The 22,291-nt window shown below is 53.4% G+C and carries 19 protein-coding genes and 1 pseudogene; 6 read left to right on the forward strand and 14 right to left on the reverse strand.

Translation table 11 applies throughout. The features are described 5' to 3' along the window. Positions 1–67: 67 nt before the first annotated feature. The gene (locus tag LJE94_18055; GenBank protein ID MCG6912007.1) at positions 68–2,179 is read left to right on the forward strand and encodes a hypothetical protein; all 2,112 of its coding nucleotides are present in this window, start codon (positions 68–70) and stop codon (positions 2,177–2,179) included. A 4-nt stretch (positions 2,180–2,183) separates the two neighbouring features. Then, entirely contained in the window at positions 2,184–3,377 is a 1,194-nt protein-coding gene (amrS, locus tag LJE94_18060) for an AmmeMemoRadiSam system radical SAM enzyme (GenBank protein ID MCG6912008.1), read from the forward strand. Between the two features lie 115 nt (positions 3,378–3,492). On the opposite strand, the gene LJE94_18065 is transcribed toward amrS, so the two are convergent. From LJE94_18065 to LJE94_18095, 7 genes are all read right to left on the reverse strand, one after another. Then, positions 3,493–4,230, reverse strand: coding sequence for an ABC transporter permease (locus LJE94_18065; protein MCG6912009.1), 738 nt, complete (start codon positions 4,228–4,230; stop codon positions 3,493–3,495). Then, positions 4,227–5,201 carry an ABC transporter ATP-binding protein gene (locus LJE94_18070; GenBank protein ID MCG6912010.1) on the reverse strand — a complete coding sequence of 325 codons (975 nt, stop codon included), beginning with the start codon at positions 5,199–5,201 and terminating at the stop codon, positions 4,227–4,229. Before LJE94_18070 ends, LJE94_18065 begins: the two co-directional genes overlap by 4 nt. A gap of 43 nt (positions 5,202–5,244) precedes the next feature. Beyond that, entirely contained in the window at positions 5,245–6,717 is a 1,473-nt protein-coding gene (locus tag LJE94_18075) for an inorganic phosphate transporter family protein (GenBank protein ID MCG6912011.1), read from the reverse strand. An 8-nt stretch (positions 6,718–6,725) separates the two neighbouring features. Further along, the gene (locus tag LJE94_18080; protein ID MCG6912012.1) at positions 6,726–7,376 is read right to left on the reverse strand and encodes a DUF47 family protein; all 651 of its coding nucleotides are present in this window, start codon (positions 7,374–7,376) and stop codon (positions 6,726–6,728) included. 408 nt (positions 7,377–7,784) lie between these two features. Then, entirely contained in the window at positions 7,785–8,861 is a 1,077-nt protein-coding gene (gene msrB, locus LJE94_18085; protein ID MCG6912013.1) for a peptide-methionine (R)-S-oxide reductase MsrB, read from the reverse strand. Positions 8,862–9,150: 289 nt separating this feature from the next. Further along, a complete protein-coding gene (locus LJE94_18090; protein MCG6912014.1) occupies positions 9,151–10,242 on the reverse strand; it encodes a HAMP domain-containing protein in 1,092 nt (363 codons plus the stop codon). Then, positions 10,239–10,967 (reverse strand): response regulator transcription factor, encoded by a 729-nt coding sequence (locus LJE94_18095; GenBank protein ID MCG6912015.1) that lies wholly within the window; start codon positions 10,965–10,967, stop codon positions 10,239–10,241. The genes LJE94_18090 and LJE94_18095 overlap by 4 nt, the downstream gene beginning before the upstream one ends. A 276-nt stretch (positions 10,968–11,243) precedes the next feature. Between LJE94_18095 and LJE94_18100 the strand changes: the two genes are divergently transcribed. Together LJE94_18100 and aguB are read left to right on the forward strand one after the other, a co-directional pair. Then, positions 11,244–12,824: an amidohydrolase family protein gene (locus LJE94_18100; protein ID MCG6912016.1), complete on the forward strand. Its 1,581-nt coding sequence runs from the start codon at positions 11,244–11,246 to the stop codon at positions 12,822–12,824. Between the two features lie 93 nt (positions 12,825–12,917). Next, positions 12,918–13,790 carry an N-carbamoylputrescine amidase gene (gene aguB / locus LJE94_18105; protein MCG6912017.1) on the forward strand — a complete coding sequence of 291 codons (873 nt, stop codon included), beginning with the start codon at positions 12,918–12,920 and terminating at the stop codon, positions 13,788–13,790. Between the two features lie 72 nt (positions 13,791–13,862). On the opposite strand, the gene LJE94_18110 is transcribed toward aguB, so the two are convergent. The 3 genes from LJE94_18110 to LJE94_18120 all read right to left on the reverse strand — a co-directional run bounded on the left by LJE94_18110 (position 13,863) and on the right by LJE94_18120 (position 16,896). Then, positions 13,863–14,768 carry a DMT family transporter gene (locus LJE94_18110; GenBank protein MCG6912018.1) on the reverse strand — a complete coding sequence of 302 codons (906 nt, stop codon included), beginning with the start codon at positions 14,766–14,768 and terminating at the stop codon, positions 13,863–13,865. A gap of 169 nt (positions 14,769–14,937) precedes the next feature. Continuing rightward, positions 14,938–15,606 carry a TIGR00153 family protein gene (locus tag LJE94_18115; GenBank protein MCG6912019.1) on the reverse strand — a complete coding sequence of 223 codons (669 nt, stop codon included), beginning with the start codon at positions 15,604–15,606 and terminating at the stop codon, positions 14,938–14,940. 60 nt (positions 15,607–15,666) lie between these two features. Next, positions 15,667–16,896 carry an inorganic phosphate transporter gene (locus tag LJE94_18120; GenBank protein MCG6912020.1) on the reverse strand — a complete coding sequence of 410 codons (1,230 nt, stop codon included), beginning with the start codon at positions 16,894–16,896 and terminating at the stop codon, positions 15,667–15,669. Between the two features lie 287 nt (positions 16,897–17,183). Here LJE94_18120 and LJE94_18125 point away from each other — a divergent pair, with 287 nt between their 5' ends. Both LJE94_18125 and LJE94_18130 read left to right on the forward strand, forming a co-directional pair. Next, on the forward strand, positions 17,184–18,089 hold the full coding sequence (locus tag LJE94_18125) for a helix-turn-helix transcriptional regulator (GenBank protein ID MCG6912021.1): 906 nt from the start codon (positions 17,184–17,186) through the stop codon (positions 18,087–18,089). A 112-nt stretch (positions 18,090–18,201) separates the two neighbouring features. Then, complete coding sequence (locus tag LJE94_18130) at positions 18,202–18,450, forward strand: hypothetical protein (GenBank protein MCG6912022.1); 249 nt, start codon at positions 18,202–18,204, stop codon at positions 18,448–18,450. Between the two features lie 9 nt (positions 18,451–18,459). On the opposite strand, the gene LJE94_18135 is transcribed toward LJE94_18130, so the two are convergent. From LJE94_18135 to LJE94_18150, 4 genes and pseudogenes are all read right to left on the reverse strand, one after another. Continuing rightward, positions 18,460–19,569, reverse strand: a complete 1,110-nt coding sequence (locus LJE94_18135; protein ID MCG6912023.1) for a mechanosensitive ion channel family protein — start codon at positions 19,567–19,569, stop codon at positions 18,460–18,462. Between the two features lie 301 nt (positions 19,570–19,870). Further along, entirely contained in the window at positions 19,871–21,244 is a 1,374-nt protein-coding gene (locus LJE94_18140; protein MCG6912024.1) for an NAD(P)/FAD-dependent oxidoreductase, read from the reverse strand. A 302-nt stretch (positions 21,245–21,546) separates the two neighbouring features. Then, positions 21,547–21,840, reverse strand: a complete 294-nt coding sequence (locus LJE94_18145; GenBank protein ID MCG6912025.1) for an amino acid permease — start codon at positions 21,838–21,840, stop codon at positions 21,547–21,549. A gap of 100 nt (positions 21,841–21,940) precedes the next feature. After that, a pseudogene (locus LJE94_18150) lies at positions 21,941–22,243 on the reverse strand (heavy metal translocating P-type ATPase). Positions 22,244–22,291 lie beyond the last annotated feature (48 nt).

Consider the following 22,291-nt stretch of genomic DNA (forward strand, 5'->3'; position numbering starts at 1 on the left):
AATTGTTCAGGATTTAGATATTCGATATTGGAATTTCCGGTTTACCGGGTTGGAGAGGAGGTTGTCGATGCGTCATCGGAGGGAACGCGCCGTCATCCGGGTGGTCGTCGCAACGGGCATCTCCTCCGTGGTTACCCAGCTGATTACCATCCGTGAGTTTATAACTCAATTCTCGGGTAATGAAATCGTCATCGCACTGATTCTCTTCAACTGGTTGATTCTGGGCGGTGCCGGCACCCTTGCAGCGAGAGCCTTTGCCCGTCGATCGAGGCCCACACCCGGAAAACTGGCCGGTTTTTCGCTTTTGCTATGCATCCTGGCCCTGCTGCAGATTATGGCTATCCGCCAATTGCGCAACCTCATTTTCACCCAGGGCAGTTCGGTGGGGTTTTATCCCGTTCTGCTGTTCTGCTTACTGACATTGGCGCCCTACTGTCTGCTGCTCGGTTTCGTTCTGCCGTACAGTCTTTTTGTGCTGCGATCCGAACGGAACGATTATCCTGCGTCACGCATCTATATCGGCGACAACATCGGTGACATCGCCGGAGGCGCCCTGTTTTCGTTTGTGCTGATTTTTCTGGTAAGTCCCATGACGGCCCTGCTCATCGGTCACGTGCCCCTTATTCTGGCAAGTTATATGCTTTTCCCTTCCCCCGGCCGGAACAGACCGGTGGTATGGTCGGCCCTCATCCTGGCCCTCGCCACCCTGGGCAGCGGAATCGCTCTTGAAAACGTTTCGCTGACGCCGGCAAAGGGGAGGCTGGCCCTGTACCGGGAAACCCGCTACGGCCGTATCACGGTCCACCGTGACAGGGAGCAATTCACCCTGTTTGAAAACGGCATCCCCATGTTCAGCAGCCACGACCGGAGCACGGCCGAAGAAACCGTTCACTACCCGCTTTCCCAGTTGGATACCGTGCGGAAGGTACTGCTGATATCGGCCCGGGGCGGCGTTATGGATGAGATTAAAAAATATCCGATCCAGTCGGTGGATTACGTGGAGCTCGATCCCGAAGTCGCCGCGGTTCAATTCCGCTTTGGCATCATCCACAAAGTGAATGGGTTGCACGTCATCCATCAGGATGGCCGGGTCTTCCTGTCCCAAACCCCCAAGAAATACGACGCCATCATTGTCAACCTGCCCGAACCCGACACGTTTCAACTGAATCGTTTTTACACGAACACCTTTTTCAAAATGGCCCGGCGCCACCTCGCCCCACAGGGCGTTCTCAGCTTTTCCATGCAGGGCTTCGACAACTATCTTGCGGAATCCCAGCGCCGGAAACTGTCCGCCCTCTACCATACCGCCCATGTCCATTTTGAACATGTCACCCTTTTCCCCGGGCAGAAGGTCTATTTCGTATGCAGCCGTCAACCGCCCCATATGGATATTCCGGCAGTGTTAGAGCGAAAGGGCATCCCGACCACGTACATCAGCGGATATTTTTACGGCAATGTGACACCTGAAAGGATCGACGCCCTGAACCAGAGCATGGACCCCTCTGTCCCCCGCAACATCGATCAGAAGCCCTATCTCATGCGGCTGATGTTTTCCCAGTGGTTTGCAAAATTCCAGACCTCGCCAACCGTTTTTTTTCTCGTAATAGGCGTGCTTGCCGCCGCCTATGTGGCCCGGAGTACCCGGGAAGAATTCATTCTATTCTCGACCGGGGGCATGGTCATGGGCAGCGAAATATTGGTTATCTTTGCATTCCAGATCTATTTTGGCTATATTTACTCTCAGATCGGTATCATCGTCACCGTTTTTCTGACAGGGCTCTTGCCCGGTGCCTGGTTCGGCAACCGGCTCTGTGAGCGGGGCAAACCGGCTTTGATCGTGAGCGATCTGTTTCTGATCGTTTTATTGGCGCTTTTCATCCTGGTGATCTACACGTTTGCCGACCGCCTGCCCGAAGCTTTCTACCTGGCCTTCGGTTTCGCCGTATCGCTGGCTTGCGGGTTTCAGTTCCCGGTAGCGCTGCATCTTAAGGGCGGCGGGAACACCGCCATCGCCCGAGCCTTTTCCGCCGATCTGATCGGCGCCGCCTGCGGTACGCTGATGACGAGCGTTATCCTGATACCTTATTCGGGTATTTTCTGGACGGCCGGGGGATTGATTGCGATAAAGGTGATCAGTCTGGCTTTAATACCCTGGATAAAGGTAAAGGGGGCTGCGTAACACAGTGAAAAAAATTTCCAGAAGGCAATTCTTCAACCGCTGTTCGACCTGTCTTGCAACGGTCGTTGCATCCCCGTGGCTGAACCCGTTCGGCCTCGACGCCTGCCGGGCGGCAACCCGCGACGACATCCGCGGCAAGGTGTTCAGGGGGGATGCGCCGGAAAAGCTCTGGAAATGGTCCCGTGAAGCTTTTTTGTATAAAAAAACCGGCAACGGCAAGGTCATCTGCGGCATCTGCCCCAACCGGTGCATGCTGTCACCGGGCGACCGCAGCGTCTGCCGCTCCAAGGTCAACATAAACGGCAAGCTCTACAGCCTGACATACGGCAATCCCTGCGCCGTCAACACCGACCCCATTGAAAAAAAGCCGCTTTTGCATTTCAAACCGCGAACGAAAGCTTTTTCACTGGCGACAACCGGATGCAATTTTCGCTGTCTGAACTGCCAGAACTGGGAAATTTCCCAGGCCAAACCCCATGAAGTCAGCCCGGCCTACGAACTCTTCCCGTCCGATGTCATCGGTGCCGCGCAGAGCGCACAGGCGCAATCGATCGCCTACACTTATTCCGAGCCGACAACTTTTTTTGAATACATGATCGACACCGCCCGCCTTGCCAGAAAAGAGGGCCTCTGCAATCTTTGGGTGTCCAATGCCTACATCAATGAAAAGCCCCTGCTTGCACTCTGCGATGTTCTGGATGCGGCCACGCTGAATATCAAAGCCTTCGACGACGGCATCTACCGCAAACTGAACGGCGGGCGCCTGGCGCCTGTTTTGAAAACCTTTCAAGTCCTGCACGCCAAAAACATCCATTTCGAAATGATCAATCTCATTGTGCCGGGCTACACGGATGACGAAAACATGGTGGCGGCGATGTGCGACTGGATTCTCGATCACATCGGACCCGACCACCCCCTGCACTTTCTGCGCTTCTTCCCGCGCTACAAGCTGGACCGGCTGCCGCCCACGGCGGTGTCCACCCTGACGCGTTTTCGGAAACTGGCCATGGAAAAGGGAATTCATTATGTCTATGTCGGCAACGTGCCCGGTCACGAGGGCAACAACACCTATTGTCACCATTGTGGAAAACTGCTGATCGAACGGCGGGGCTACGTGATTCCCACCTACAACCTTTCGGAAAACCGCTGCCGGTTCTGCAACACGATCATCCCCGGTGTGTGGACGGCAGCGTCATAGAGTGGTTGCCCGAAAAACGTTCCGAATGGCGTGCATGGCCGTCCCTGATATTTTCAAGGCGGCATATCGATCGGTATAGACCCTTTCGTGAACGGATTTTAATGGCGCAGCCGAATCAGACGATCCAACGTCTGCGGATATTATAAAGACTTACTGCAAACAAACCGATACAGAACAAGCTGAGAAGCGCCAAGTCGATTGCATAAGGCAGGGTGTTCCCACCGTGCACGGCCCCGTGCAGTACATCGGCCCCATAGGTCAGGGGTAGCGCATAAGAGAGCGGTTTCAAAAAGACAGGCAGCTTTTCGATAGGAAAGAAAAGGCCGCACAGGAAGATCATGGGAAATCGGAAAAAGTTGGAGAAGGTTTGGGCCTCGAACACTTCGCTCACCGCCACGGCGATAAAGAGGCCCAGAAAGCTCGATGCGACCGCAATCAGAAAGACAGCCGGTACAAAAACCGCCCAAGCCACATGAGAGAGGTCTATGATAAAAGCCGCCATGATGACCGGTACAAAGGCGTTGGCAGTACCGAACAAGATGGCCCCACCGGTTTTGGCCAGCATCAAAAGTTCCAAAGAAATAGGTGCCAGCAGGAGTCGTTCAAAGGAATGGTTCTTCTTTTCAAAGGTGACCGTCACCGCAAGCATCGATGTGGTGCCGAATAAAATGGATACGGCAACGACGCCCGGAAGCAAGGTCGATATGTTTTCCAGGCCGCTGCCCGACTTGATGAAAAACATACCGGTCCATGCCAGGGGGAAAATAATGCCCCAGCTGAGGTTGGGCGGTTTCAGATAGTAGGTTCGTATATCCTTAAGCACAATATTCCAAAAGGCGATCCAACGCTTCATCTGCCGCTTCCCATTTTTTCTTTCTCTCTACGCATGCAGTCTGCTTCGATGCCGGTTACCCTGACAAAGACATCCTCGAGGGACGGCCGCAGCCGCCGCGCCTCCGTCACCTCCCCTCCCTGGTCCTCTATGTAGCGAATCAACGGCCCGACGGGGACAGGTTGATCGGCTTCCACACGAATCAGCCCCTGTCCAGATGCGGAAAAGCGTATGCCGTCATATGCTTCGGAAAGTTTGCCTTCTATTTCCGCGGGCATCTCCAAACAGGTTATCTGCACCACATGTTTTCCCTGAACCGGCTGAATCAGATGCTCCACCGAATCGACCCGGACAATGCGGCCGGACACAATGAAGGCGATGCGGTCACAAAGCCGCTCGGCTTCTTCGATGTAGTGGGTCGTGAGAAAAATCGTCGTCCCGTTTGCGTTAAGACGGGAGATGAGCTGCCGCAACTGCCTGGCGCTGGCCACGTCGATGCCGGTGGTGGGTTCGTCCAAAAACAGGATTTCAGGCTGCTGGATGATGCCGGCGGCAATGGTCAGCTTGCGCTTCATACCTTTGGAATAGCCGCCGAACTTGCGGCCGGCAGCCTTGCTCAGACCGAAATCATCCAAAAGCTTTGTTGCGAAGGCTTGCCTTTCGGCTTTCCTCAATCCGTAAAGCGCCGCACAGAAACATAGGTTTTCGAATCCGGTCAGCTCCGGATATAGATTGCTCTCGTCAGGCACCACGCCGACAAGATGTTGCGCCGCCCTCGGCCTCCCGGTGCAGTCGATGCCGCCGATACGCACACGCCCTTCGTCCGGGCGTGCGAGACCTGTTAACATGTTGATCGTGGTGGTCTTGCCCGCGCCGTTGGGACCTAGAAAACCAAAGATTTCGCCCTGTCTGACACGGAACGAAATCCCTGAAACCGCCTCCACTTTTTCAAAGCGTTTGGCAATATTTTCAACGACGATGGCGTCAAACATTTTTGTGTCGGTTTTATATGGCTTCGAATATGATCGGAATTTGTCAATCGCCGAGGCGTAATTTATCATATATATGCGTCAATTTATTGAGCAAAATGTCGTTGTGCCTCTTGTCGCCCTCGATGGGTTTCCAACGGGGCGATAGGTGGGCGAGGGCTTCACGCAACTGCCATTTATGCTTGAAATATCTTCCTTCAAGTTTCTTCAGGTCATCCTTTTCCCTTGCGGTGATCCAGTTCGGATTGAAATCGATCGTATCCAAATTGCCCGTGGTAATTTCCATGGGGTCTATTTCCGCCGACTCCAAGATGAAGGCTTCGTCTTCCGGCGTTAAATGCCCATTAGCTTCCAGTGCCCGCATGAAATGAACCGCATCCGGAAACTCCTTTCCGGCCAGGCCCTCCAGTTCATCAAGAACAATGCCTTTTTGCTGGATTCGAGCCATTGCCTCCGCCGTGAGCAGGTAGGATACCGGGCGATAGGTTTTCTGTTCGAAAACATTTTGCAGAAAAAAAAGCGCAACAAAGCTTACCAGCGCGGCGATTACCGGCGTTACGACCCAGCTGCTGCCGATTCCGCCCAGAACCCTCCAGCGGATACCGCGCCCGCGCTTGAGCAGCCCGATCCCGATAACGGCTCCCACGATCGCCTGGGAGCTCGAAACGGGAACCAGAGGGATGGTGGGCAACCCGTGCTGCTTTAAAAAAGTTTCCAGCCCCTGCGATGCAAACAGGAACAACACCAGCGAGTGGGCGGCCACCACGACAAGGGCGGCAATTGGAGAAAGGTCCATAATGCCTTCACCGACGGTTTCCATCACTTTTCGCGAATAGGTCAGCACGCCGATGCCGATCGCAATCCCGCCGATGAAGAACAGTTGCTGTGTCGAGCTCAATCGGAACAATCCAAAAATAGAGATGTCGGCAAAGGGGGAAACGGGCACAAAAACACCCATCACATTGGCAATATTGTTCGCCCCCAGGCTGTACGAGCCGAAAGCGCCGATTACGAGCAGGCCGTAGCGTGTCACGGCATCGAGCCTGAACATGTCGATTTTTATCCGCCTGATGAAAAAAACGATCGTTTTGTGTAAAGCCAGTGCGATGACTGCGGAAAGCATCGGGCAGGCTACCCAGGTTAAGACAATCTTCAGCAATGTATGGTAGTCGGTCAACGAACCGCTGAAAAAGTTCCACCCGATGATGGCGCCGACGATGGCTTGGGAAGTGGATACGGGATAACCGAGTTTGGTCATCGAATAAACACTTATGGCGGCTGCAAATGCAACGATGAAAGCACCGGCAATGGCGTTGATGGAGCCGAGTCTCCCAAGTGTGTGCGAAGCGCCGGAACCACTCATGACGGCACCGAGAATGATGAACAGGCTGCAGCAGATGGCGGCCGTTCTGAACCGGATCATTTTACTGCCAACCGCCGTTCCGAATACATTGGAAGCATCGTTGGCCCCGAGCGACCAGCCCAGGAAAAGACCGCTTGAAAGAAAAAATAGAAACATCGCCCGCCTTAATACGACCGCTTGATTACGTAAATCCTCAACTTGTCTGAAACGTCTTCGGCCCTGTCCGCTATTTTATCCACATGCTTGACCAAATCCCTCAGTTGCATCTTATGGCTCAGGTTTAGGTCCGTATTGCCGAATATGGTTTGCTGCAATTTCGACGACACCTTATCGGACTGCGTCTCCCAATAGGGGACCTTGTGGATGTGGTCCGCCACCGATGAAATGTCTTTGAAAAATGAGCGTGAAGAACGCACGATGGCCTCGACGGCCTCGACAACACAATTTGTCAATTCCTTGAAATCGTCGTTCATACCTTCGATAAAATGCGGGCGCTCGATGTTGAACTGCCACAGGGCGCCTTTAAAGCGGTCGAGCAGCGCATCCATGCTTTCCAAAAGCTCGAGAACATCGCCCCTGGATTCCGGAATGAGGGTTTGAATGTACAACACCTCCTCCAGGCTTCTGCGCAGGGCGTCGCCGGCATGCTCCGTTTCGATGATGTCCGTGAGCTTTTTTTCAAAGGATTCAATATTCCCGGACAAATATGCGTCCAGGGCCGTTTTGAAAAGCAACCCGGCCTCACTGACTTTGTCCAGAAAGGCATCGAATTGCCCGCCGATATCGGGTCTCTTTCTAAGTATCCGGAAATCCATGGAGTATCCTTTATCTTTTAAGGCGGTGCGCTGGAACTTGTCGGTTGGCGATAACTTATTAGTCTACTAAAAAACGCTTGCGTCATCAAGTGACAAGTGGCGATATTTTTAAATTAGGGGAGGCGGCGGGGCGGGTGAGGTATCGTGTTTGTCAGAAAAACGTTCCCAATGGCGTGCATGGCCGTCCCTGATGCTTTGAAGGCGGCATATCGAAAAAATGCCTTTTTTGTGGCCGCCGAATCGATGACGAAGGTTGGGAGATTTTTTAATAAAATGGAACCATCATCAATCCGGCGGGGCACTGCGACAGCCATGCAGAATATTAATGGTATGCCGCCTTGAAAACATCAGGGTCGGCCTCTATTGCGGAATAGACTTATGGCAATCGGTATAAAACGCCGCAGCCCTTCAGTTAAATATGTCGGCGTATTCTCCATATCCCTCTTTTTCCAGGTCCGCTTTGGGGATAAATCTCAAGGCCGCCGAATTGATGCAGTAGCGCAGGCCTGTGGGCTTTGGCCCATCATCGAAAACATGCCCCAGGTGGCTGTCGGCATGCCGGCTTCGCACCTCGGTGCGCATCATGAAGAAGCTCATATCCTTTTTTTCGACAATATTGTCGGGCTCAAGGGGGCGGGTGAAACTCGGCCACCCGGTTCCGGAGGGATATTTGTCCCTGGAACTGAAAAGGGGCTCACCGGAAACGACGTCCACGAAAATGCCTTCGGCCTTTAAATTCCAGAATTCGTTGTCGAAAGGCGGTTCCGTGCCGTCTTCCTGGGTCACCTTGTACTGCATGGGGGTCAGCGTATCCTTCAATACGCTTTTGTCGGGGACCGCATAGGTTTTCATCATTTTCCCATTTTTTTCACCCGACGTCTTGTCCATCATCTTTCCCGCATCCATGCGCGGCTTGTATTTAACTTCCCGCCAGGCCATTTTTAGAAACTTGTCACGGCCTGAACCGGACCGATACCATCGATACCGGATCGGGTTTCTCTTGTAATAGTCCTGGTGATATGCTTCCGCCTCATAAAATGCACCCAATGGCAGAATTTCCGTGACAATGGGTTTTTCAAACTGCCCCGAAGCATCCAGTTCCTTCTTTGTCTTTTCGGCCAGACGGCGTTCTTCCCCGTTTTGGTAAAAAATGGCGCTGCGGTACTGGGATCCTCTGTCGACAAACTGACCGCCGGGATCCGTGGGGTCCACGTGCCGCCAGAACACATCCAAAAGGCCTTCATAGGTGATTTTGTCCGGGTCGTAGAAGACCTTCACCGCTTCGACGTGCCCGGTTCCGCCCCTTGACACCTCTTCATAGGATGGATGGGCCACCGTGCCGCCGGTAAAACCCGAAACCGCCTCGATCACCCCCTCCACCTTTTCAAAATCCGACTCCGTGCACCAGAAACACCCGCCGGCAAAAACGGCTGTCCGGGTCCCGGCCGGCATGTCCATCGCCCCTTCTCCCGTGGATTCATCCATGCTGCGGGCCGGATACCCAGCAAACAGAACGACCATCACCACGGCCATGGCAAACAGTATATTCTTCATAGGACACCTCCTTTGCTGCATATATTGAGCGTTTTTTTCTTGCCCGTTCAAATGAAATATAAGACACGCTTTTAAAGGGCGCTTAAAGGAAGTGTAAAGATTCGGTAAAGATATGGGGGTAACGGATGGGTCCGCCTTAAAATTACATCGGTTGTCATAATATATGTTCCGATTGAAACTCGAAATAGAGGCCGTCCGGACCGTTTTTCTGGTAACCACTCTAAAGGGATTCGATCATGGAAGGGACGGTGGATAGCTTGAACCAAATGGTGATCGTTTCATCGGCAAGCGATGCGCCTACAGTGCCGCCGTGTGCCTCGACCAGCTCTTTTACAATGGAAAGGCCGATACCGGCGCCCCCATGTTCCCTGGATCTGGATTTTTCCCCGCGGTAAAAGCGCTCAAACAAAAAGGGAAGGTCCTCCGGTTTTACATCCCGGGAGGTATTGGTGAAGGAAATCTTCACGCTGTCATCTTCAAGCGCCGCGCGGATGACCACCGCTCCGTTTTCGGGCGTATACCGGGCCGCATTGTCGGCGATATTTCTGATGACCCGGTTCACCTGTTTCCCGTCGATGGGAATGACCACGGGGAATTCACCAAGATCCATGGTAACGGTCAGTTTTTTTTCCGCGGCCAACCGCGAAAACACGGTTTCCGAAACAGCCCTGATCAGCTGCGTGAGATCGGTCGGCGCCAGGGCAAGTCGGCCCTTGACGGCATCGGCCCGGGCCAACTGGAGAACGTCTTCAACAAGCTGGGCCAAGCGCAAGGTTTCGTCCTGCAAAAGGGACACATTTTGCCGCGAAACAGGCAACACGCCGTCACTCAAGGCTTCCAAATATCCCCGCATATTGGTCAGTGGCGTGCGAAGTTCATGGGCCACATCGATCATCAGGGACCGCCGCAACTTTTCAAGCTTGTCCAGGCTTTCGGCCATGCGGTTAAATGCCCGGGCGAGCTGCCCCACCTCGTCTTTGGTGGTGGCCGGTACCCGGACGTCGAAATTGCCGGCCGCGATTTCCCTGGTGATGATTGTCATGCGGGTCAAGGGGGACAGCGCCCTGCGGGTCATGACAAAACTGAGCAGAACGGCCAGAATGGCGGCTGAAAGGCTCGTCCAAATCAGATAGCGATGGATCGAGCCGACAAACATCTCGTGGGATGGTTCGGGAGAAATGTGATATTTTTCCATCAACGTCACGAAATAACCGGCGGCCAGGGTGTCGATGGAAAGCCATATGACCACCATGACGAAGGCGATGACCAGCAGGTTGATGGCCAGCAGCTTGAATATCAGATATCGTTTCAATCCAGCGCCCCGTTGCTGTCGATCTCTTCATCTGCAAACCGGTATCCGATCCCGCGCACGGTCAAAATATACCTGGGAGCGGAAGAATCGTTTTCTATTTTCTGCCTCAGTTTGCCGATGTGAACATCCACGACCCGCTCGATGACAATGGCTTCTTTACCGGGATAAAGGCGGTCCAACAGCTCGTCTCTCGAAAAAACCTTGCCGGGAAAGGACAAAAGAGTTTCCAGGAGAACGTACTCGTGCCGGGTAAGGGCAACGGTTTTGTCCGCCACCACGAGCCGGCGCCTGTCCAGATCTAAAACGATCTTTCCATGGATCAGGCGCTTGGGTGTCCGTCCCGGGGGCTTGGTCGTCCGCCTGAGAACGGCTCTGACGCGGGCGACAAGCTCCCTGGGGCTGAAGGGTTTTACAACATAATCGTCGGCGCCCAGGGTGAGACCGGACACCTTGTCGATCTCCTCCCCTCTTGCGGTGAGCATGATGACCGGAACGTCGGATCTATTTCTCAGCTGCCGGCATACCTCCCAGCCATCGATTTTGGGAAGCATTAAATCCAGGATAACCAGGGCCGGATCGTGCCTTTCGGCCAGCGACAGGCCGGCTTCGCCATCGTGCGCCTTTACCGCCCTGAAACCGTCGTTTGTCAGATACAGGGCGATCAGGTCGGCTGTCTTGGGATCGTCCTCGACGACCAGTACGGTCTTCTTCCTGCTTCGGGACATTGAGGTTTCCCTGCCTTTTCCCGGTCGGTTACTCCCGCCTAAGTTAAGATTAGGTGCCAGGTACCACGGAAATCCCCATCAATGCAAGCGATGACCGGCCGTGATGCTCCGAAAGCGCCCGGCAAGACTGATTGTACCAGCGGAAATCAACCCGATAAAGCTTTTGAAAAAAATGTAAAATCCTATTATATTTTATATCAAGCATGGATGTAAGCTATCGGTCGTTCACTTTCAATTTATAGCATTAGGTCATTTGATATTTGAAGGATACTTCGCATGGAAAATACAACCGACAGGACAGGCAGCGGCAACCACAAGATTGGACACGATACGCTGGTGGCGTTAACCAACGGCAGGTTCGTGGATGTTGAAAACGGGTGCTTTTTCACCCCGGGAACCTGCGTGATGATCCAGGGCGGAACCATCGCCGCCGTGACAGCCCCCGGGGATGAAGGCCGGGCCGATGCCCGCGTGGCAGGTGAGACCGGCATCGCCAAACCGGACGTTACCTTCGACCTCCAGGGCAAAACCGTGCTTCCCGGCCTTTTCAACGTCCACTGCCATGTCCAGATGGTCATCCCCACGGTATTTGCGGATCTGAAAACCCTGAAAGCCAGGCGCCGTTACCACGCGCTGCAGGTTGAAAAAAACATGGCCGCCTGCCTGGAAAGAGGCGTCACCAACATACGAGACGCCTTTGCCGACGACCTGCGAATGAACCGCCGTCTGAAAGAACGCATCGCAGCAGGGGACATCCCGGGTCCCAGAATACAGCAAGCCGTTCTCGTCGGCCCCCTCGGCGGCTACCTGACCCCCGAGCTGAAGGGCATGAAAAAAGTCTTATTGGGCCTCTTGGGCCTCGGGAAAATAAAATACGAGGCCCCGCATTCCGGCGCGATCGCCTTTGCTCCGGACGCAGACGACCGGACGGTAAGGGATGCGGTTGACCGGGCCATCGACGAACGCGGCGCCGAACTGATCAAGGTCGGGGAATCCATGGAGGAAAGCCTGCTGAATGCCAACCCGATGACCATGGCCGTGCACCAGCTCGACGCCATTGCCGACCAGGCGCGGCGGCGGGGCGTGCAGTCCACGATCCACTCCGTATCCGTGGACACCTTCCGCAGGGCGGTCAAGGCCGGTTTTTCCTCTCTTGCACACATGGCCAGGGACGGGGACCTCACCCGTGATGATATAAAAGCCTGCCTGGGCGCAGGCGCCGTCATCGATCCGACGCTTTCGGTGGGATACGACATGAGCTGGAAGCTGAAAAACGACCCCTTTGCGGAAATTCCCCGCATGGAAGCCATGTACGAATTCAGGAACGGCACCTTCGCGGATCTTGCCCAGCAGTTCTGGATACCGGAACTCAGGCCGTTCGTCGTCGAGGGTTTCCAAAAAGCCAATGCCGGCAAGTACCGGATGCTCGGCTTGATCGATCTGTCCAAACTGCTGGCCCACTTCAGCCGCATGATGCATTACGGCTGCCTGAACACCAAACGATTGTACGAAAAAGGTGCATCCGTTGCCTGCGGTAATGACGGCGGCATTCAGGCCTGCACCCCCGCAATGGTCTCCCACGAGTTGTCCTGTCTCGGCCTGTGCCTGAACACGCCCGGGGAAAGGAAAACCTTTGACGGCGCTGCCGCCCTGAGGACAGCGACGATCAACAGTGCCCGGTCCATGGGCCTCGATGATCGCTTCGGCTCTATCCAGGCAGGAAAAAAAGCGGATCTGGCGGTTGTCGAGGGCAACCCCTTTGAAGATCCTGCCGTGATCGGAAAGCGCGTCGATGCCCTTTTCATGGATGGGAACCTGGTAATAGACAAATGCGGTCTGAATTTAGTACGGATTTGAATAACAAACAGATGCCAAGGGCCGATCTTGTGTGCATGGATATTGGCCTGAATTTCGTTTTCCAGTTTCCAACACCTACGGAGGAAAAGTCATATGCGCAACGTCAAAGTCGCCGCAACCCAGATGGCCTGCAGCCTGAAAGAGGAAGAGAATATACAGACCGCCGAAAGACTGGTGAGGCGGGCGGCCGCCGAGGGCGCCCAGATCATTCTGATGCAGGAGCTTTTTGAATCGCTCTACTTCTGCCAGGTGGAAAATCCCGAGTTCTTCGGCCTTGCTTCCGAAACGGAACACAGCAAGGCGGTCAACCACTTCTCGAAACTGGCCCGGGAGCTGGAAGTGGTTCTTCCCATCAGCTTCTTCGAAAAAAAGAACCAGGCCCGTTTTAACAGCGTTGCCGTGATCGATGCCGACGGCACCGTCCTCGGCATCTACCGCAAAACCCACATCCCCGACGGTCCAGGATACGAAGAGAAGTACTACTTCAGCCCCGGCGACACCGGTTTCAAGGTGTGGCATACCCGCTACGCGCGCATCGGCATCGGCATCTGCTGGGATCAGTGGTTCCCGGAAACGGCCAGAAGCCTGGCCCTCATGGGGGCCGAGATTCTTTTCTATCCCACGGCCATCGGGTCGGAGCCCCCGGACCCCTCTTACGACAGCCGGGACCACTGGCAGCTGTGCATGCGGGGGCATTCCGCCGCCAACATCATGCCGGTGGTGGCCTCCAACCGCATCGGCGCCGAAACCGTGCAGGGGTCCACCATCACCTTCTACGGTTCATCCTTCATCACCGACAACAAAGGCGTAAAACTGGCCGAGGCCGACCGGGAAACCGAGACAGTCATCACGGCCGAACTGGACCTGGACGCATACGCGGCGCAAAGAAGCTATTGGGGCGTGTTCCGGGACAGGCGCCCCGAAGCCTACGGCCCCTTGCTGACACTGGACGGCGTCACCCCGTAACACGCTAAACAGTAAGAAAAAACGTCGGATGCAAAAGGGGGGAACCCTACCGCAACGTTGCAACCTTGCGGCCTAATTCCGGGGCGCCTTCAGCTGCAGCAATACGATGGAGGCCAGCACTATCGCCCCGCCCACGATCTGCAGGGGCACCATGGTCTCCCCCAGAAACAGGGCCGCGATGACGCCGGCCGCGATGGGTTCCAGGGTCGCCGTCAGGCTGGCGTGGGTCGGTTTGATGCGCCGGATGCCCTCGAAGTAGAGCCCGAACGGCGCGACGGTGCCGAAAATCCCCACAAAACCTATGCACAACCACTGTAGGGCGGAATAGCTGTGGAAAAAGGCTTCGAAAGGAGGGTGCAGCACATTCCACATCAGTGCGGCAAACAGCATGCCGTATAAAAGGACCGTCCAGGGCTTGTAGGTGCGCATGCCGTATTCGCTGAAAATCGAATACACCGCAAAGGCGACGGCCGCCAGGAAGCCGCCGACAATGCCCGCCCGGTTCAGGGACAGGATCTCCAGATTGTAGGCACCGACAACGAAAAAGCATCCCACCAGGGTACCGAAAACAGCCAGCAGGCTGACGAAGCCCAGTTTACGCTTCTGGACCAGCACCGCGTACAGGGCCACGAACACCGGGCCGGTGTAGTGGAGGAGAATAGCCGCGGCCACATTGATTTTAGATATGGCGAACAGATAGAAAAACTGGGCGGAACCGATACCCAGAATGCCGAGGCCTGCGAAGTAGCCCAGATCTTTTACGGCGATCTTCAAAAGCCCTGCGTCTTTCGCCGGCAGCCATACCAACAGCCCCGCGCATGCCAGGGTCGTTCGCAGTTGAATCATCTGAAAAGCGGAGAGGCCGTTGTTGAAGAGAAACTTTGCAACCGTTCCGGATGCGGCGAAAAGAATCGCCGCCAGGGCGACATACAGGTATCCCAACCGGTCGTGCCGCTGAGTGATACTTGAGTTTTTCATGCAGAATAGACCTCAACGCCGAGGTAAAAAAAGTCCTATCGATCTTGCGGATCGATAGGACCGGATAGGTTCGTTTAAAAATCCCGCGCCTGTTCCCTGTATAACAACAGGGGCGTTTGTCAAGTATAAATAGAATGACCCACGGCATATTTCACCGCTGGCGTCAATTCTATTTGGCGACCATGGCCCGCATCATGTCGCCCGCGTTTTCGGCGTGGTCGGCGATGCCCCCGATGGTTTCGGCCAGCCTCACGACGTGAAACACGGTAACCGCATCCGCGTTCATGCCGAACACCTTGCTCTTGATGGTGTACTCGACCCGGTCGGCCTCTCGCTCCTGATGCCGGAGCCTCCTTATGATCTCCTTCACCGCCACGCGCCGGCTCTCGTCGTAATTCTTGAAATATTTGCGGGCTTCCGCCACCATTTCACTCATCTCGTCAATGGGATCCACGACAACATCAACGAAGGTGCTGAAATCCGTCTTCAATTCTTCGGGGATCGCCGATTCCGGACGCAGCGATATCCAATCCAGGGCATCCTCCACGGCATCCATGACCGAATCCTGCTCCCTCAGATAGCGAAACAGTTGAAATTTGTCCACCGGCATGAGCGTGCCAAGTGGAATGTGTCCTCGAATGCGTCGTTTCACCGCATCCGCCTCGCGTTCCATCCGGATGATTTCCTCACGCAATTCACCGAACCGGCTGCATTTTTGAAGGACATGGCACTCCACGGCATGCTGGAAAACCCCTGCGCAATCCTTTACGATCTCGGCATGCTCCTGGAGGCCTTCGAACGGGGATGTCACAAACATGGATATAAAAGGTATGCGCATAACCGACTCCTCTGAAATTTCATACGGTCGACATCGACCTGAATTGAGCGATTTATGATGCTAATGATACAGTAGTCTTATAATCTTGAAAATCAGCATACTCGTTACCGCGGCCGCCGGAACGGTCAACACCCAGTAAACCACGATCTGAAAAATGATTCTGAAATTGATCGCCTCGAGACCCCTGGCGATGCCGACCCCCATGACACCCCCCACGGCCGCATGCGTGGTGGACACCGGCAGACCGAGCTTGGAGGCCACCAGGACGGTCGTGGCGGCCGAAAAATCCACCGCGAAACCACGGGTGTTGGTCAGCGTGGTAATTTTTGTCCCGATGGTGGTCATTACCCGGTTGCCGGCCATGCCTATCCCCATGGCAATACCGATGCCGCCAAACAGAAGCAGAAACAAGGGCACCGGCACCTTGGCCCCCACGGTTCCCGTTTTCACCAGAAAATAGATGACCGCCAGCGGGCCGATGGCATTGGCGACGTCATTGGCCCCCTGGGCCAGTGCCACATAGCAGGATGTCCCGATCTGTATCCGGCGAAAAATCTCTTCCGCCCCGCTGCCGGTCTCTTTGGGGACGTATCTCTTCAAAAGCAGCCTTCCCGCAAATCCCAAAATAAGGGCTGCAGCAATCGCGATGACCAGGGCCATGGGCATGGAAAGGGCCAGTTTCTTGCCCAGAGGCGTCTTGAACAGAAACGAAAGCGCCACCACGAAAATCGCGATGCTGATAAAATAGGGTGAAAGACGCACGGCTTTTTCGAACGGATTCTCGCGGGAAAGGATCAAGCGGATGATGATCTTGAACATCACGAAAGCGATGACCATGCTGAAAACCGGGGAGATGATCCAACTCATCACCACGGCCCCCAATTTTCCCCAGTTGACCATATCGAAACCGCCGGCCACGATACCGAACCCGACCATGGCCCCCACGATGGAGTGCGTTGTGGAAACCGGGAGCGAACGCCAGGTGGCAAAACTGACCCACAGCGCTGCCGCTAAAAGGGCTGCCAGGGCGCCGGCCAGGGCCAGATGAGGGTCTGACATTACCTCGGTGGAAATGATCCCCTTGCGAATGGTGTTGGTCACATGCGACCCGATAAAAGTAGCACCGGCAATGTTCAATATCCCGGCAATGAATATGGCCTGACGGATGGTGATGGCCTTGGCGCCGACGGCCGACGCCATGGAATTGGCCACATCGTTGGCACCGATGTTCCAGGCCATGTAAAACCCGAAGGCGAAGCCAAGCATCAGGATAATCGTTTCAGGTGTCATCTAAGCCTTTTTTCATTTGAAATGCTCAACCTAGGTGAAAATGTGAGGGATAGCATGTCACTAACCTTTCCCTGACGAAATCCTAACATGTGCGGGGATCATTAACACGGCGAATAAACAGAAGCAAACCAAATCTGGTTCATAAGAGTATCGGTTATCCATGGTTAATAATTCCCGCTTCCACGCTTGCGGGAATAGATATTGACTAACTCCGACAGGGGTTGTAGATCACAGTCAGCGACCCGCGATAGAGTCGAAGGCATAACAATGCGCGAGGAGGATCGGATATGGAAAATTTAATGTCTACCAAAGAGGTAGCCGCTTTTTTAAATGTCAACGAAAAGATGGTGTATACGCTGGTGGCCGAAAAGAACCTGCCCGCGACCAAGATCACCGGCAAGTGGCTATTTCCCAAACACCTGGTGGAACAGTGGATTGAAGCCAATACCAGCAACTTTCCGGAACCAAGCCAAAAACTTCCCCCCTACCACGGACTGCTGATCCTGGCCGGCAGCAACGACCTGCTTCTGGATAAAACCATCTCGTTGTTCAATTCCCTGGATTCGGAGCAGTTGGCCGTGTTCGGCAATTTGGGAAGCGTGGGCGGGTTGAGCGCCTTGCGTAAAAATCTGTGCCACATCGCTTCGAGCCACCTGCTCCAGGAAAACGGCAACGATTACAATTTTTCGTTTGCCTCCAGGGAACTGGACACCATGCCTGCCGTCGTTAACTTCTGCAGTCGCGAGCAGGGCATCATTCTGCAAAAAGGAAACCCTAAAAGGATCAGCAGCGTGAAGGACCTGGCCAAACCCGGTGTCACCGTTGTCAACCGTTCACTGGCGACGGGGACCAGGCTGCTGCTGGACAGCGAACTCAGAAAGGCCGGCATAAACGGTGAAAAAATCGCCGGATACCAGCATGTGGTCAACCGGCATATGGATGTCGGCCTCGAAATCCTCGCCGGAAAAGCCGATGCGGGCCCGGGCATACGGCCGGTCGCTTCCCTGCTGGGCCTTGCTTTCATCCCCCTGCGCTGGGAACGGTTTGACCTGCTGATGTCCAAAGACCGCTTCTTCGACAAGGGCGTCCAGCGATTCCAGGGGCTGCTGCACGAAGATGCCTTTAAAAAGCTGGCCTGCTCCCTGGACGGGTACGACATCAAAGACGCGGGCAAGATGGTATTTCCCCAATAAAAAGGGGTCCCGGGATTTAAAATCCCGGGACCCCTTTTTATTGGATAACGATTTCACTGCATTCTTAATTTTCTCGGCCATCCCTATTCAAGCGTTGAGGGGGGGGTGACCCATGGACATTGCCATCGTCGGCGCCGGTGTTCTCAGATCCATTTTCGGCGGAATATTCCAGGAAAAAGGCTTCACGGTAACCCTGGTCGAGGTTTTGAAGGAGCGGGTAAATCTCATCGACAAAGAGGGCCTGTGGCTGCAGTCGCCCGATGAAAAACGCACCCATGCGAAGATCGCCATCACCTCGGCAGTGAACGCAGGCCGAATTTCGACCGCATGGTCGCACCGTTGTTTTTTTACAGCAAATTAAGGGTTGGCATTATTTCAATGAACTTTGCAGATCCGCATCCGTATTTAAGGATTGCGAATTGAAAGTTTGTGAAAGATCATTCTGCACAAATACCGTTTGCGTAGGATAGGCAAATTTTATTCCTTTATCTTTAAATTGTTTGAAAATCGAAAGATTAATAATTTGTTGAATATCCATATAAACATTGTAATCAGGGTTTTGAATCCAGTAGACAACCTCAAAATTCAATGAATATGCACCGTATTCCTTAAAGTGCGCCCTGTCGAAACGTACTGGGCTTTGGCTTTCGATAATGCTTTGGATCATTTTTGGGATCTCTATCAAATGCTCATATTGGGTCTGATAAAGCACGCCAATTGAAAATACCACTCGCCTTTCATACATTCTTTTAAAATTTCGTATACGGCTGCTGAGGAGGTCCCCGTTTGAGAAGATGAGCTGCTCCCCGGATAAACTACGAACTCTGGTGGTCTTCAGTCCTACATATTCGACGGTTCCTAAGAAATCGCCTACAATGATAAAGTCACCGATGACAAAAGGTTTGTCAAAAACGATGGAAAAAGACGCAAAAAGGTCACCGAGAATATTTTGTACTGCCAAAGCAACGGCTATGCCGCTAATCCCGAGGCCAGCGACGAGGGCTGTCACATTCACCCCGAAAGCATCAAGGGCCAAAAGTAGCAAAATAAACCATAGCAACGTTTTAAGCACAAAACTCACCGAGCTTAAAGTCGTTACTGCCGCTGCGTTGCTTTCAATTTTTTGATGCCGGTAGCGCTCAATCAAGAAATTAATGGCTTGTGAACCAATTAAAGCCGATTGAAACAGAAGTATTACAAAAATACCTTTTTTGAAAAAATATGAAACATTCAATGGCAATTCGAGTATTAACGACCCAGCATAAACGCCAAGGGCAAGCAAAAATAGACTGTGAATCCGGTCTATGAGCAGCACGATTAAATCATCCCAATCCTTAGTAGATTTCTTTGACAAATGATCTAAGCGCCTTTTAGCGATCATTTTTCCGAAACGCATTACCAGATAAATAGCTCCAGCAATTGTTAGAGCAGTAAGCCAATTATAAATAGGATTGTGATAGAGTATTAGATCGGACACCATCTTATCTCCTTATTTTGAGCACAGCAAGTTCCTGGATAGAACTACCGGTGCATTCCAAGGATCTTGCCTATTTTGTCATGTTGTTTACCCTTCAGGCTTCGCTTTCAGCTACGCCCGACAAGCCCGGAAAACCTGAGAACTTCAGGCTCTACGAGCAGCGCCTGCGTCGCCTTTATAGCTGAGGGTTCGAAGTAAAGAACTACGACTTCACGCTCAGACGCATTGACTCTGAAGCCCTCAGGCTTTTGCAACGTTGGGGTAAAGTGAGGGTTTAGCTTTTCATACTATTGATTTTGGTCGGTCAAACAAACGGCTTAAGCATATAGATGATATCGCTTTCCCTGGATGGATATGGGGTCATGATACTCTGGCGAAACAGTACATCAATAGCGATGTTGTTGACCATGGCAAGGGTAAAGATGGTAATCAATCCCGTGGTATTGTCTGACAACAAATGGGCCCCCAGCAAGCGGCCATCTTCTCCCACAAGCACCTTATAGGCCGCCGATGTCATCCCCACCCGTTTGTAGGTGGGCCAGTCAAGGCCTTTTTCAAAACGCTTCCGATAGGCCATGCCCTTATCCTTGAGGCTGTCCTCCGTAGCCCCCACCATCCCATATTGCGGGTAGCTAAATAGCACTGTCGGCACTGCCGAATAGTCCATGACCGATTTGCTTTTCTCACCCCTGATATGACCGGCAATGGCATCGGCCGCCACTTTTGCTTCAGCGTCCGCCACCCGGGCCAGCTGGACAGTAGCGGCGCAATCACCCACGGCATAAACCTGTGCGTTCGTGGTCGCCATTTTTCGATCAACGGTTATTCCACCCCTTTTACTCTCTATCCCGGCTTTGCTCAAATCCAGATCCTTTATATTGGCGCTGCGGCCAGCGCCGTTGACCACGATATCCGATTCAAAGCGGCGGCCACCCTTGGTTAAAACCGAGAAACCGTCTCCATCTTTTCTAATGGCTTCAACATCCACATCACAAACAATATCGATACCTTCCCGTTTGGATGCTTTTGTCAGCAGATCAACCATTTCCCGGTCAAAGGGCCTTAACGGATGCGGTCCGTTTTCCAGTATCGTGCAACGGTGCCCCGTCGACCCCATTCGTGCGGCGAAATGGGCAAATTCAAACGAAATAAAACCGCCGCCGATAAATGTGATCCGGGGGGGCAATTGAGCCAGTTCCATAAATTCTGTGCTGGTAAGCATGAAATTCGCACCATCTATGGGCAATTGTACCGGAACCGCACCGGTAGCCAAAACAATGTACTTGGCGGACAGCGGGTGATCGTCTACAGAGAGAGTCACAGGGCCTGTAAACCGGGCACGCCCCCGTATTAAATCGATATTGGCTTCTTTCAACCCGTTGACTGTATTGTCTGGCACCTTTGCTGTATATCTGTTTTTCGCGTCGCGTAGAGCGCGCCAGCTAGCAGTTGCCGGCGCAGTGCTCCCTATCCCGGATAGATCACGGGACCTCGCCACTGTCTCTGCACCTTCATAAAACCACTTCTTGGCTTGACACCCTCTCAGAGCGCATGTACCACCCGGGCGCTTGCTGTGCTCCACCATTCCCACGGTCAGGCCTTTGCGGTTTAATTCATCTGCCGCGGTTAAACCCGCAGTCCCGGTTCCGATGACCAATACATCGTATCTCTTAGCCATGTGGTCCTCTTTGTTTTTAGCTTTCCCCGTTACAGCGTTCGCCACCCCCCTTGAGAAACATGACGGCATGTTCGAATGCCCTTAAAGATCGTTGTCTCGACCGGGGTTCTTATATGGGTGACAAACTATATATTCCTAATAAATGATGCCTCGTGTGTTTTCGATATAAATCAATAGGCTGCCTTAAGCTTTTCCTTTCTTTTGCATTCGTTGATGCCCGTAGATTATTCCCCCTGCTGCCATCCAAACAAATACAACAGGCCACGCAATCGGGCTGATTTGCAGCAGCCACAAGAATAAGACTAAGCCGGCGATGATACCCGCAGCCGGAATCCATGGAAAAGGGGCACCTTGAAAGGCCGCTCGCGCTCTGGCCTTTTCATACGCATGCGAATCAACGTAGCGCAAACCAGTACAAAAACCAACAGAAACATAATATTGGTACTTGCCGCAATATCCTCTATCGGCAAGCTTACAGCCATGATAACCATCAAAGCCCCTAAAATGATTAGTGCAATGTAGGGCGTTTGTCGTTTCCGGTGAACCCACCCGAGCGCTTTGGGCAATTCACCGTCTCTGCCCATGGACAATACAATACGGGTTGAGTCATATTCGAGTCTCTCGGCATTCCCACACTGCGTGCCAACTTTTTGGACTGCGCTGGCTCACCTTCCTCGGGATGTAACGTATGATGGGTCATGGCTCAAATAATAGTTTGGCATTGATGGCAACAATTACCGTTGAAAGCGACATGACCACAGCACCGGCAGCAGGTGGCAACAGGAACTGATACAACGGATAAAAAATACCGGCGGCCAGGGGTATGGCCACAGCGTTAAATCCCGTGGCCCGCCACAAATTCTGAACCATTTTCGAATGGGTTCTACCGGACAACTCAACCACCGCCGTGACATCATTGGGATCAGAGCGGGTCAAAACGATGTCGGCCGCTTGCATGGCCACATCGGTACCCGCACCAATGGCAATGCCCAAAACCGCCGTTTGAATTCAGCTACCATATGAGCGTGATGATCCTGATGGTTACCG

Source organism: Deltaproteobacteria bacterium (assembly GCA_022340465.1).
Lineage (GTDB): Bacteria > Desulfobacterota > Desulfobacteria > Desulfobacterales > B30-G6 > JAJDNW01.